Here is a 16,125-nt window from a genome sequence, read left to right as displayed (position 1 = left end):
GTGATATTTATTTTAGATTCTTATAATATATAAGGTTTACTTTCAAACCTTTTGAAAAAATAATTAAAATCATTTCAGAAATTTATTAAAAATTATGAACATTTGTTCATCATTATAATCAAAAATTAATACCTTTTTAAACACAACACTAAATCTTGGATATTATTAATTTAGGCATACCTAAAACTAAACAAAAGAAATAAAAAAGATATTATTCTAAATATATTCCAATACTTACGAACAATTACCAAACAATAGATGCAATATCAAAAATAAACTAAACATTTTTCAATAAAATGGTAAAATTTAGGTACATAATGAGTACGAATTTATAAAATACTAGATTAAAAAATACTAATTTTACAAAATATTAAATGATGTAATCGATGAAAGCAAAATATATGCAATTTAATTAACCTATTCCAAATTATTAAACAGCAATACCACCTATAAATAAAATACTTTCAACCATACTTTTTTTCAATATATACGAACAAAAATCATGCCTAAGGAATAGAATTTAAAAGCGAAGAGTTGAAATAAAAAAATCTAAGAAATTATTTCACGAAAATAACAAGAGACAACAAAGCAAAGCTTAAAAATTATGTGAAAATAAAAAACGATGTGAAAATATGTTAATATTGATTTATTTCGACTAAAACAAGAAAATTCACAAACAGCCCATTAAATGAATTATAAACCTGGCCTCAAAATAGGGTTTTCACATTACCCTCAAGAAAATATCATGACAAACCTGACCTATTTGTACTGCTCACCCCATATGAGTTTATCGAAATAGTGCCATGTCTATGTGAGAAATTTCATAAAAAAGTTTGAAGATGTTTGAAAATATAAGTGAAAATAAGAAGTTTTAAAAAAAAAGAAAAGAAAAAAGAAGATTTATTTTCTAAATCTTCTAAAGCGCACAGATCCGATTGACAGCATTGCCAATAATGCAATCAATATCGGATTTCCTGTTGGATAACCTGACAGTTCCACTCCAGCATGTGCTGAAATGTTTGTATCGTTTCTGTCATGATTATCATTTACAATGACATGGGTCACTGTTTCGTTTGCAGGATAATTGACATCACCTGAGTAGTAGACATTTACAATATAGATTCCTTCACTTAAACCTGGAATCACAAATACTGCTCTGCCGTCACTCACGTCAGTTGTTAGTGTTTTTCCGTCAATCCTGATTGTCACTGTTCCTGTTGCATCGCTTGGAAGGTCAATTACAACAACAGCATCTTCACCCACATCAATCTCATCGCCGAAAGCGGAAATTGGAGTTGAAGACGGACTTACCTTGAATGATGTTGTAGTGTTGCTTGACAGGTACTTTTCATCACCTTCATAGGTTACTTCTGCTGTGTAGCTTCCAGACTTGAGGTTTGGAACAATCACATTGGCCTTACCGTTTTCAACAGTTCCGTAATAGCCGATGCCGTTGATTCTTACCAGTACCTGACCTGTTGCATCACTTGGAAGAGATGCGACGATTACCTCATTTTTACCTGCTTTGATGTTTTTGGAAACTGCACTGACCGTAGAAGGTCTTTTCATCACTTCAAACTGTCCGGTGGTGAAGTTTTCAAGATAGTTTTTGTCGCCATGATATGTCACTGCAACTGTCTTGTTTCCAAATGCAAGGCCTTCAACATTGAAGATTGCTTTTCCATCACTGATTTTTGAGGAATATTCAACACCGTTGATTTCAATTGTAACATCACCGGTTGCGTCATCCGGAACTGTTACTGTAACGACAGCAACATCATCTACATAGATGTCATCGGCTGAAACTGAAATCGGAGTTTCATATTTTGGAATGTCAACTGTTGCGTTAGATGTCTTGCTTGAATAATCATTGTCACCGGAGTATTTCACCTCAACGTCATGGACTCCCGGAGTAGTCTCATTCAATGTGATTGTTGCTGTTCCGTTTTCAACAGCTGCAGTGTAGGTTCTGTTGTCCACACTGACAGTAACGTTTCCGGTTGCATCATCAGGCAGGATCACTTTGACTGTTCCGTTGCCCTCATCAATCACATCCATTTTTGTATCAATTTTTGATACAGTAAATATTGTGGAGTTTGTTGACGGCAGGTACTTGTGATTTCCATTGTATTTGACGCTTACGAAGTATTCTCCTTTAGGAAGACCTGAAATTGTTATTTCACCGTTTCCTCCGCTTACTGCAACTGTGTATTTTTCACCTTCAACATATGCGGTTCCCAATGCACCGTTAGGAAGGGAGAATGTGTACTCTTCTGTGTCAATCACTAGTGTGACATTTCCGGTTGCATCTTTAGGGACGAACAGCTTGATGATTTCGTTTTCACCGACCTTGATGTTTACTGCCTGCGGAATTACGAATGATTCGAGTTTCTGGACTTTGACGGAAGTCCTGTTTGAACCCAATACGTATTTCTCATCACCGCTGTAGGTCATGTTCACGTCATATGTTCCGCTTGGCAGATATGGGATGTAGGCGGTTGCCACACCGTCAGTTACATTTGCATAGTATCCGATGCCGTCAATGTCAATGAGGATTTGTCCTGTTGCGTCATCCGGAAGGGTTATTGTAACGGTTACGTTTTCACCGACATGGACATCATTGACTGTGACATTGAATGATGTTTTGACTTTGGACACGTTGAACTGTGCTGAAGCATAGCTTTCGCGATAGTCCTCGCCTCCGTTGAATAGAGCAAATACTGATTTTTCACCTGCAGTGAGGTTTTCAACTTCGAATGTTGCGGCGCCGTTTCTTACCTCTTTTGTGTATTTCACACCGTCGATTTCAATTGTGATTTCTCCTGTGGCTTTAGGGTCAACTGTCACTTTAACGATTGCCTTTTCGCCAACATTGATGTTTGAAACTTCAACTTGTGTTGATGTTTTGACATTTGAAACGTTTATTGTTGAGTTTGCAGTTGCATTGCTATGTTTGCCGTCACCTGAATAGACTATTTCAATTTCATGGTCTCCAGGAGTGACATTGTCCAATGTGATTACTGCTGTTCCGTTTATGACAGTGGCATTGTATTCCTTATCCCCTACTTTAACAGTGATATTACCTGTAGCGTTATCTCCAACGACTATCACTACAGTGCCGTTTCCATGGTCAACCACGGTAATTTCTGAGATTTCCTTTGCCTTTTCAACTGTAATGTTTGAGATTGTGTAGTTGGCTGAGTAGTTGCCGTCACCTGCATATTCAACAGCGATTGTGTGATTGCCTGGTGAGACATTATCGACTGTTACAATTGCTTTTCCTGTTACCTGATCGATTGTTCCGGTATGGTTTTCACCACCAACATTAACAATGACCTCACCGGTAGCACCAACAGGAACTTCAACAGTAATTACAATAGGCTCACCCTCTTTGGCTTCACCAACAGTAACGTTCATCTGTGAATCATACCTAGGAGCAGTAATGTTAGCATTAGCGGTAGCATTGGTATGATTGCCGTCACCTGAATAAATCACTTCAACCTCATGAATACCCGGAGTCACATTATCGACATTAACGACAGCAGTACCGTTAACCACAGTAGCATTGAACTCATTATCACCGACCTTGATAGTCACATTACCGGTCGCATTATCACCAATAACCACAACAACAGTGCCGTTACCATGATCAACAACAGTAAGGTCTGATTCGACTTTGGCTTTCTCAACAACCATATTGGAGATTGTGTAGTTGGCTGAGTAGTTGCCGTCACCCGCATATTCAACAGCGATTGTATGATTGCCCGCTGAAACATTATCAACTGTTACAATAGCCTTGCCTGTTACAGGATCGATTGTTCCGGTATGGTTTTCACCACCAACATTAACAATGACCTCACCGGTAGCACCAACAGGAACTTCAACAGTAATTACAATAGGCTCACCCTCTTTGGCTTCACCAACAGTAACGTTCATCTGTGAATCATACCTAGGAGCAGTAATGTTAGCATTAGCGGTAGCATTGGTATGATTGCCGTCACCTGAATAAATCACTTCAACCTCATGAATACCCGGAGTCACATTATCGACATTAACGACAGCAGTACCGTTAACCACAGTAGCATTGAACTCCTTATCACCGACTTTAATAGTCACATTACCGGTCGCATTATCACCAATAACCACAACAACAGTGCCATTACCATGATCAACAACAATGATTTCAGATTCAACCTTGCCTCCTGCAACAGTGAAGTTTTCAACTGTGTAGTTAGCTGAATAGTTTCCATCACCGGAGTATTCCACAATTACGGTTTTTGGTCCAGCAGTCAGGTTATCGGTTGTGATTACCGCTTTACCATCAGTAATGTTGTCAGTAGCGTAAGTTTTACCGTCAATTGTCACTGTCACAGTACCTGTTGCGTTTACTGGCACATAAACTGTTACTGTTGTAGGTTCACCAGCTTTAACCTCAGTAATTTCAACTTTGATTTCTGAGTCATACTTAGGAGCAGTAATGTTAGCATTAGCGGTAGCATTGGTATGATTGCCGTCACCTGAATAAATCACTTCAACCTCATGAATACCCGGAGTCACATTGGTCACATTAACAATAGCAGTACCGTTAACCACAGTAGCATTGAACTCCTTATCACCGACCTTGATAGTCACATTACCGGTTGCATTATCACCAATAACCACAACAACAGTGCCGTTACCATGATCAACAACAATGATTTCAGATTCGACCTTGCCTGGCGCTACTGTGAAGTTGGCCAAGGTGTAGTTTGCAGTGTAGTTTGCATTACCTGAGTATTCAACTATCAATGTTTTGTTTCCAGCAGTTAGGTTTTCAATTGTAATTGTTGCCTTACCGGAGATAATGTTGTCTGTTGTGTAGGTTTTACCGTCGATTGTAACTGTTATTGTACCTGTTGCATTTACAGGAACTTCAACTGTTACAGTTGCATTGCCTCCTGCTTTGGCTTCACTGACGATTACTTTCATGTCTGAATCGTATTTTGGAATTGTTACGGTTGCATTTGTTGTTATTGTATTGTTTCCGTCAGTATATATTACAGTAATGTTGTTTTCACCAGGAGTCATGTTTTCAAGGGTTACTATTGCACTGCCGTTTTTAATGACAACAGTCTTGTTGGTTCCGTTTGGAAGAACCACAGTAACGTTTCCGGTTACGTTTTCAGGCACTGTAACGACTACTGTTGTGCTGTTGACTACAGTTGTTACAGGAAGAGCATTTTCGGATTTTGTTATGTTGAATGTCACGTCAAATGCTGTGCCTTTGTAGTTGTTGTCGTCTGCAAATACCACATGAGCTGTCTTTTCACCGACTGTGAGTTTAGTCATTTGAATTATTGAATCTGCATTGCCTGTGTATGTTTCACCATCGACTGTGATTGTGAGCTGGCCTTCATAATCATCCGGAACGGAGATTACGAATGTTGAATTCATTGCATCGGTCACATTGACTCCAATTACTGTTGCTTTTAAGCTGATTTGAGTTACTTCGAATTTTGTTGAATTGTCCTTGACAGTGTAGTTTTCATTTCCTTCATAGGTTACGTTTACAGTGTATTTGTCGACTTTCAGGCCTGTGACGTTGAACTTTGCCACACCGTCTTTAAGTTTTGCAGTGTAGTTTCTGCTGTTTACTGTGATTGTCACATAGCCTGTTTGGGCTTTAGGAGTTTCTACAGTAATTTCAACAACTTCATTGTATGGAACTGTAGAATCAACAGTTACGTTTACTTTGGAATCATGTTTTCCGACGGTGAATGTATGGGAAGCGGATGAGCTTCTGTAGTTGGTGTCCCCTGGATAGTAGACAACAACAGTGTGGTCTCCAACGCTTAAGTCGTTTTTGTTAAGAACAATTCTGTTATTTGAAAGAACATCCTTATTTTCCTTGCCGTCCACATATACTATTACGTCTCCTGTACAGGATACGGTAATGTTGAGTATTACATCATCACCTGATTGTAAACCGGATTCAGGAGTTACGTTGATGTCTATATGGGAATCTGTTTGATTAATGAAGAATTTATATGTTGTATTTACATTGGTATTATAGTCATCAGCGCTTGTGAATTTTACAGATGCCTCTTTAAGACCTGCATCAAGACCAGTTATAGGAATTGTAACTTCACCGTTGTGTATTTGCCTTGTGTATGTGTTTTCTCCAACTTTGATTTCAACAGTACCGTTTGCATAGCCGGATACCTTAACGATTGCGTTTGTATCATGAGGATATGTTGCATCAGCGATTGTTACGTTGATTGTAGGCTCTACTGCAGATACGTTGAAGTCAACCAATACTGATTTATCTGTGTAGTTGTTATCACCGTAGAATGTCACATTGGCAGTGTATGTGCCTTTTGGCAATTTGTTGATGTAAATCAGGGATTGCAAGCCATCATCATAATGGGTTGTTCCTCCAATTACGCTGATTTTGACCTTACCTTTGAAATCATCGTTTACGGATATTACAAAGCTTGCATTCTCTTCGACTGTAACGTTTTGAGCAATAATGACCGGTGTTAATGTTGCTTTTGTAATGTTGAAGTAAGTGAAGTTCTTCTCGGTTGTGTGTGAATCATCACCAAGGTAAGTTACATTGACGATGTATCTGCCGACTCCTAAGTCTCCAACATCAAATTTGGCTTCACCATTTTCAATTTTAACTGTTGTGTTTATAAGAGTGTCATTGACTGTTATTGTCACATAGCCTTTTTGGGCTGTAGGAACTTTTACAGTTATTGTTGAATCCTTGCCGTAAGTCTCGTTTGTTGCAGTCACATTTACAAGAGCTGGATTTTTGGCAATCGGGAATTTAGTGGAGTTTTTGGATGAAGTGAAGTTGATGTCCCCATTGTAAACCACTGCAATTGAATTGTTTCCGATTGTCAGGTTGTTCCTATTCAATGTTGCCACGTTTCTAACCAGATTGACTGTGTAGTTTCTTTCATTGACAAAGAATGTCACTGTTCCGGTAACGTTGGTCGGAAGCACGGTAGCAATCACATCACCGTTTGCGTTTTGTGTCAGTGTCACTGTGGATGCTGCCCGTTCAACCAGGAATTTGGTTGAATTTGTTTTTGTAACGTACCTAGCATCACCAGTGTAGTTTGCAACTACACTATGCAATCCTCCGGAGAGGTTGTTCAGTGTCAGTGTGCCCACACCGGCATTGTTTATGCTGACCGGATGGTATTCACCGTCGACTGTCAGGTTCACCATTTTGGTTGCAACATTGCCAGGAAGTGTTACTGTAAATACTGTGTTTTCACCGTATGGGCGTGAGACAACATTGAGGTTGAGTGTCCAGTCATCAGTTGCAGTGACATTGAATTTATTGCCGTTATTTTGTTTTAAAGCGTAAACTGAATCTCCAGGATAGGTTACATTGACAACATATCTTCCAGGATTGTTCAATACAGTAGTGTTGACATTGACAATAGCCAGACCATCTTTTACAGTCACATTTTCATATTTTGTATTATTGACAAAAACAGTCAAATTGTTAGTGACTGATATAGGTAAGACGATGTAAATAGTGGCATTTTCACCGAGTTTTACATCATTGACTTTAACTGTTATGTTATAGTCATCGTCACCATCGACCCTGAATGATACCTTTGTGGAATTTCCATTAAATATGCCGTCACCTTCATATTCAACTTCATAATTATTGTACTCGCCTTTGGCAAGATCATAGATATTCAGTGTTGCCTGACCGTTAGCGTCCAATTTCTTGTAGTGTGTTTCACCACCTATAGCGATGTTGACAAAACCTGTAGGGTTTTTAGGAGCATATGTGTCATGCACAGTAACTGTGATTACCTGTTTGTCACCAACCTGAATCACTGCAATTCTTGTTGCGCCAACTGTTGTGTTGAGCTTGCGAACCTCGAAGGATGTCCTGTTGGTGTTGAATGCATAATATTCGTTTTCAGCGAGAACCACGTCAACGTCATGCAATCCAGTTGTTATGTATTCTGCAACTGTTGTATCTACTCTTCCTTCATAGTATCCGGTAGTTGGGTTTTTGGTCATTGTAACCGGAATGACTATGTTTCTTCCATGGAAAGTGAAGTTCACTGTTGCATTTGAGTTTGTGGTAATCAATGCTGTGGCGGTTTCACCATAGTTGATGTTTGCAATTGCAACCCTTATCCATGATTCACGGAAGTGGACATCGAATGTTGTCCAGTTTTCAACTCCCAGGTGGTAGTCATCTTCCTTGAACTCTGCAGTTACCATATGAGTTCCTGCAGCAAGATTTGCCAATTCCCATTGGGATCTGCTTATTGTCCAGTTTTTAGGATATTGAGAAGATATTGGACCTGAGAAGGTTAAACTACCTAATTTGAAATAGACGAACTTGTCTGTTATTGTATGGTTGCTCTTATATTGCGGAGTCAATGTTGCTGTGATTACCACATGGTCAGGATTTGTGGCATCAGCTGTCAAACTTAGATACACTGGCATTTTGACTCTTATCGTACCTGACCTGTTGACACAGTTGGCCAGTCCCGCATCGCTTCCGTAAATTATGAATACGTCCTGGAAGTATGTGTTGAGCTTCCTTTGGTTGTAGGACATGTTGAATGTTCCGCCCATGTCGTGATTGTTCCAGGTTTTCAGGGATTTTACTGAAATGATTGAGTTGTTGTTGTCATCTGTAATGTTTGCCCTGAATGTGAATGTCTCATTCCATGTTACGTTCCAGGTCTGATTATATAATACATCCAGATATGTTTTGGATGTTATTGTTCCGTTGTTGAAAATCACATAATCGAAGTTGTTCTTCTCAAGATAGAGCTCACCGTCGTTCCATATGGCGTATTTTGTCTTTTCGACCCCAACAGTGGAATTATCCTCAAGATACTTAAGTGTTTTGTTCGGGTCGTCCGCTGTAAGGTTGGTTCCCTTAATTGTTACATTAGCTTTTGGAGCAATTCCGATTGAGTTAAATGAATTGGCAAATTTGGAATTTAATATATTTGATATTCCTGATTTGAAATATATTGCAGTTGCATTGTCCTCATCACCGTGAGTGTCGTTGAATGTCACGTTGTTTAATGTGACGTTTCCATCAACATAGAGTCCTCCACCACGGCCCCAGGATGCCCATGTGTAATTTACAAGAGTATCCTTGATTGTAGCGTTGACGCCAGCCATATAGAGTGATCCTCCATTATAGTTGGCACCGGAATCGTTGAATGTGCTGTTCTTGATTGTTACATTGTTGGAGTTAAGCCATGCCACAGATCCTCCGTTTCTGAATGCTGTTTCATCCTGAGTTGTGATGTTGCATACCACTGAATCGCTACAGTTATTGGCAGATATTGAACCTCCTGAGAGGTGTGCGGCATTGGATTTGAATCTTGAATCTTTAACTGTCAGGTTTTTGGAGTTTTCCCAATATATTGCTCCACCTTCACCATAATAGACTCCTTGCGGACTGATACGGATTCCAACTGTATTATATTTGAAGTAACAGTCAGTGATATTGCCGTTGTTGGAGGTGAAACCTGCTATTGCACCACCATAATCATTACCTGAACAGGAAATGAAAGTAGAATTGTAGACTGTGACATTATCACCGTTCAATACAAGAGCTCCACCGTTGGTGAGGGAATTACATTCTGTAAAAGTCGAATTTTTAACTGTGAAGTTGTCTGATTTCTCATCAACATATATTGCACCTGCATTTATGGAGATACATTTGTTGAAGGTAGTGTTCTTGACTGTACCGTTGTTTCCAATCCAGTCAATAGCTCCTCCACGACCGCTGATAGCATTGGAGATGTAGTTTTCATCAAATGTACAGTTATGCACTTGACAGTTGTCACTTCCAGGACCCACAAAGATTGCACCACCGCTGTAATCTGCAGTGTTGTTTGTAAATGTATAGTTGTTGATTTTGATGTTTTCAACACCTAACCATGCAAGAGCCGCACCTGATTTGGTAGCGTGGTTTTTATCGAATGTGTTGTTTACACCAAATCCTCCTTTAGCCCCTGATTCTCTGCATAAAGCCCCTCCAAACTCAGCAGTATTTGAGGCGAATTTGGTATGTGTAAGATTTACAAGAGTTGCGTTACAGTCAATTGCTCCACCGTTTTTAGTTGCTGCGTTGTTTTCAAATATCAGATGGGACAGTACGCTTTCACTTGATTGGCCGTTTAAAAATATTGCACCACCTGATTCAGCGGAGTTTCTGGTAAAGTTGGAATAGGTTATTTCACCTTTTTTGGCCAGCCAGTCAATAGCTCCCCCACGGCTTCCCGCTTTGTTGTTGTCAAAGAGAGTGTTGTTAATGGTATTTGTAGTGCCCACACCACCGACATAAAGAGCGCCACCATTCTTAACAGCAGTGTTGTTGTAGAATTTGGTGTCGTTTAATCTTACACCAGATGCATCCAGATTGATAGCTCCACCATCATTTAGAGCTCCGTTTTTGGTAAATATTACATTTGTGATGTTGGTGTGACCTGAAGCACTTCCAATATGCAGGGCACCTCCATCAAATGCATTGTTGTTTGTGAAATTGGAGTTTTTGATTGTGTTATTATCTGAATCTATGTCGATTGCACCACCGTGGCCTGCAGTGTCATTTGTCACGTTGTTTCCTGTGAAAACACAGTTATTTACTGTGAAGTTGTTACTGCCCACACTGGCATAAATGGCACCACCGTTTTGATTTGCAATGTTGTCTGTGAAGCGGTAGTGGTTGATGTTGATGTTTTCCACATCAAGCCATGCCAAAGCGGCACCTGCAATGCCTGCGTAATTTGAAGTGAAGTTGTTGTATTCACCGAAACCGCTTGTAGCTCCTTTTTCCCTGCATAAAGCAGCACCATACTCATCAGCCCAATTGGATTCGAATAATGTATATGAGAGATTCATTCTGGTGGAATTACAGTCGATTGCACCACCGTTTTTGTATGCATAGTTATTTCTGAAGATTACATGAGTGATGTTGGTGTTGCTTGAAACTCCATTAAGATATATTGCACCACCATTTATTGCAGTGTTCCAGTTTGTGAAGTTTGAATATGCGATATGGCCCGCATGTGCACGCCAATAGACTGCTCCACCGTTATTTTCTGCCCTGTTATCCTCAAATGTGGAATTATAAATCACATTGGTTGTACCTTCACCGCCAACATATAGGGCACCACCGTTTCTTAAAGCATTGTTTGAGTGGAATCTGGTGTCATTTAACCTTACACCTGATGCCTGCAGGTTTATGGCTCCACCATCCACATTTGCATTGTTTCTTGTGAATGTTACGTTTGTGATGTTTGTGTTACCTGATGCGCTTCCGACAAAGACAGCTCCACCATAGAATGCATTGTTGTTTGTGAAATTGGAGTTCTTGATTGTAGCATTGTCTGCAACTATATCAACAGCACCCCCGTGTCCTCCTGTTAAATTGGTGACGTTATTACCGCGGAAGGTACAGTTGATTATGTTACAGTTGTCACTGCCTGCACCGATATAGATTGCTCCACCGCTCCTATCAGCAGTGTTGTCAATGAATGTGTAGTTATCAATTGATATTTTGTTTACATTTATCCATCCTAAGGCAGCACCGGCAATTCCAGCATGGTTTGAAATGAAGGTGTTGTTTTTACCTCCTCCACCGGTAGCTCCTGATTCCCTACATAATGCTGCACCGTATTCGCCTGCATAGTTTGAAATGAAGGTAGTGTTGTAAAGCTTACCTCCGGTAGCGTTCCAGTCTATAGCACCACCATTATATGTGGCGTTGTTTTTGGTGAATCTCACATTGACGATTTTACTGTTGTCTGAACTTCCTCCAATATATACCGCACCACCATAGTCAGCATGGTTTCGTGTGAAGTTTGTGTCATAAATCTGGCCAGCGGAAGCGTTCCAGTTGATAGCTCCACCACGACCGTTGGTTGCGTTGTTGTCTGTGAAATATGAAGCGTTGATGAAGTTGTTTTCACCTGTTCCACCAACGAATATTGCTCCACCGTTTGAAGCTGTGTTTTCCCTGAAGTAACTGTTGTTTACGGTAACTGAAGATGCTACAAGGTCAATTGCCCCACCTGAGAGAATCGCATGATTTCTCAGGAATCCTGATTGGGTGATGTTGATGTGGCCTGATGCACCGCCCACATAGATTGCACCGCCGGTAGGCGCATTGTTGTTTACAAATGTGGAATTTATGACGTTACCAGTATCAGCATACCATTCAATAGCACCACCGTGTCCATTACTTGAAGATGTGACATTATTTCCGCTGAAACGGCTGTAAGCCACAGTACAGTTTGTACTGTCTTCACCAACATAGATTGCACCCCCACTGAATCCTGCAGTGTTGTCGATGAATGTGTAATTGTTGATGTAGATGTTTTCGGCTTTCATCCATGCAAGAGCCGCACCTGCAATCTCAGCCTGGTTTCTGATGAAAGTGTTGTTGTAACCGAAACCACCTGTGGCGCCGGATTCCCTGCATAATGCAGATCCGTTTTGAGCATAATTGGATTCGAATATTGTGTTTGTAAGGTTCATTTTAGTGGCATTACATTCAATAGCTCCACCGCTTTTGGTAGCCCTGTTATTGGAGAATGATGAATTAGCGATTTTACAGTTTGAAGCTGTTGAATTGTAGAATATGCCTGCACCGTATTCAGCAAAGTTATCAAGAACATCAGTGTTGTTTAAGACACCATTTTCACCTGCCCAGAATATTGCTCCACCTTTTTGAATACCGTCACCATATGCTTTGGTTTTACCTTGGTGTAAAATAGCATCATTGTATATTCCGCTTGTATTACCGTTGACAAGCTTGACATTGTTTATTACGACATTTGCGCCGGTAATGTTGAATATTCTGGAATATCCAAGCGCATCAATACTGTTTCCCTGACCGTTGATTGTAATTGAACTGGTAATGTTCATGCACCAGTCATCAGGGAAATTTACCATAGTTCCCCAGTCTTCAGCTGCAGTGAAAATATAATCCCTTTCCAATGTGACTATTCCATTGCCTGCAATTGCCTCGTTTATTAAACGCTGAAGGATTTTAAAATCACCGTACGCGAAAACATTAGCGGTCTTAAAGCTGGATTTGGCTTCCTTGTACAGGTAGGTGTTATCTTCAAAACCTACGCTCACATTATATTCTGTATCTTTTGTCAGGTTTTCCCTGGTACTTATAATGAAACGTTTTTCGGCAGGCCTGAAGTAATTCTGATAATCCAAAGGAGTGCTTAAAATCAATTGAGTGACTAGCCGATTTCCCTGAGTGATATTTACAACAACTCTAAAGGAGCGTGAATTTGGATCCTGCGGACTGGATATGGTTACAATACCAAGCACAGTATCGGTAGCGCTGCTGGCGGCCATTGTAAATTTATAATCATTGTTGTTTTTGAAATAACAGTCATCTATACGTTTTGCATATGTAGAACCAGCACTGCTTCTCATGGTAAGAGTGGTTCTGCCTGTACTGTTGTCACCTTCACCATCAAAGTTATTATAATCCCTATAGATTACCTTATTGTCACTGCCTGTATCATCAACTACAACATAGTATACTGCACCACCGTTGTGGGATGCATTGTTGTTTGTGAAAGTGGAATTATGAATTGAAACCACAGTACCTAAACTACCTGCATAATAGAAAGCACCACCGTTATATGCATATGAATTGTTGAATATTGAATCGTGGACATATATGTAAATGTAATTGCCTATGTAAACTGCACCACCGCAATTGGTAGCGTTACATCCTTCAAAAGTGGCGTTTCTGATAGTCTGATGATCACTGTTGATGTACATCGCCCCACCGTTGGAAGTGGCAATGCTGTCGTTGAATCGTATTTTTGTGAAAGTGTTCTCACTGCTGTGCACGATTATTCCACCACCGTTGATAGCGGAGGACTTTGTAATGTTTATATTATTTAAGTTGGAATAATCTCCATTCAGATAGATTGCTCCACCATATTGCGCTTTGGAATTGGTGATATTTATATCAGTTAAAGTCACCCTGGCAGGAGAGCTTCCGTAGTTAGCTGAAACAGCAATGGCACCACCATAACTGTCACATGTAGTATTAATTATAGTTGCATTTGCAAAAACAGAATCCTTATCCCATATCATGACCGCACCACCGTAGGCGGATGCAGATGAATTGATAATGGTGATATTTTCAAATTTACATCCTACAGACCATTTGATGGACATTGAACCACCTGATTGGGATGAACAGTTGATAAATGTAATGTTTTTCAAACTGCTGTCATAAGCGTTGAAATACATTCCACCACCCCATGCATTAGTCCTCTTTTCTGTAGTACAGTTAATGAAAGTACAGTTTTCAAAATAGAAGTATAATCCTTTCTGGTTGTGTGAAAATGCTCCACCTTCATCCCTGGCGTGATTGTCTATGAAATCAACATTATAGATGTAGAAGTACTTGAAACCGTTTTCACTGCCGTCAAAACGAATCGCACCACCACGACCCGCATTGCTTTTAGTAGCAGTATTAGAGATGAAAGATGAATTCAAGAGATGCACATTTTCTGATTTACTGTTGAAGTGAATAGCTCCACCGAATTGACCAACAACATAATTCTTTTTGAACGTGTTGTTGAACATCATAAGATTGGTTGGATTTTCGAAAAACAAAGCTCCACCACTGGCCGCATAATTTTCTTCAAAACGGGTGTTGTTAATGGTAATATCCCTACCATTTTGAGAAGATATAGCTCCTCCATGGCTCTTTTCAGCATGATTCCCTGTAAAATTACAGTAATTTATTGTAGTATTTAAAGCAGCAGATCCAATTTCAATAGCCCCACCACCGTAAGCGTTTGAGCTAAATGTAGCATAATTGTCTATAAATCTGGAATTGTTTATCAAAGCATTACGACCGGATATGTAAACTGCTCCTGCACGACCTGTGTTGGTTTGAGTAGCTGAATTTGATATGAAAGAACAATTGTCAATTTTCAACCCTTCAACGGAACATGAAAGAGCTCCAGCCATTGTATATGCATTATTAGATTCGAAAGTACAGTTTTTGATTAAAGTTCCGACACCACCACTTGCAAGATGGATTGCTCCACTGTCAGATGCCAGTGCCTTATTGCTCTTGAAAAGAGTGTCAGTGATTTTCAGATTGTTTACGTTATTCCTAAGTCTTATGGCTCCACCACCAATCACAGTAGCAGTATTGCCTTCAAATGTACAATTTGTAATGTTTACAAGATTATTGTAACTGTATCCCATTGACAATGCAGCAGCACATGGCGCCCTATTGTTTAGAAAAGTACAGTTTTCAAGCAAAAGAGTGCTCTGCGCATTAGCATCACCATAAAATTCTATAGCACCAAAACCTTCATTCTGGTTACCTTCATTACTGAATGCATTTACGAATATGATATTCTTTAAAGTGACCGGACCATCAGTACCAGGGTGTGTTATCTGATTGTTAGCGAAACGTGTCCCAATACCGAATATCCTTGCCAGATTGTTTCCGTCAATGGCATAGCCGTGACCGTCTATGGTCATTGCTTTTGTAAAGAATATTCCCTTTTTATAATCGCCGTCTTTAGAGTTATCGTATGTGTAATTCTGAGGCAAGTCAATTGTAGGATTGCTTGCAAGATTTGGGTCATTTATAAGGTCATTCAAATCTTTAAATGATCCCCCTCCTGTTGCTAAAACTTCCACATTTGGACTTGAACCTAATGACAACTCATTACCTACTCCGACAACTTCCCCCTTTGAGGTCGTCAAAGTATCATTTGCATCATCCGCACTCGTATCAACGGCAGAAACCGTAGAAACTGAGCAGACAATGCATAATATTAAACAAAATATTAAGATTCTTTGCCAATTCATTTTTTATTTCTCCATAATAGTTATGTAATACATTTTTAACATCATAAAATGTTTATAACTGAAATATATTTTAGTATACCATAATATATAATTATTACTATAACCACAATATTGCAAAATTATAGAACGATATACATTATTTTAAAAAAAAACATGAACATTTATTAAAAATAAATTTATATATTAAATATTTTATATCAAATTCAATCAATATGCAAAAATAATTGAACATTAAAAAAATTTAAATGAACATTA

1 protein-coding gene is annotated in these 16,125 nt (G+C 39.4%); it reads right to left on the bottom strand.

Annotated features, from left to right (window positions below):
• Positions 1–900 precede the first annotated feature (900 nt).
• Positions 901–15,870 carry an Ig-like domain repeat protein gene (locus Q0W26_RS00325; RefSeq protein ID WP_298521340.1) on the bottom strand — a complete coding sequence of 4,990 codons (14,970 nt, stop codon included), beginning with the start codon at positions 15,868–15,870 and terminating at the stop codon, positions 901–903.
• Between the last annotated feature and the right edge of the window lie 255 nt (positions 15,871–16,125).

It is taken from the genome of uncultured Methanobrevibacter sp., from assembly GCF_947169325.1.
Taxonomy (GTDB): domain Archaea; phylum Methanobacteriota; class Methanobacteria; order Methanobacteriales; family Methanobacteriaceae; genus Methanocatella.
Note: the sequence above shows the minus strand (reverse complement) of the source record. Positions and strands in the feature narration are given on the sequence as shown.

Coding starts and splice junctions, on each gene's coding strand:
- Q0W26_RS00325 (WP_298521340.1), bottom strand. CDS start 15,870: ATGAATTGGCAAAGAATCTTAATATTTTGTTTAATATTATGCATTGTC.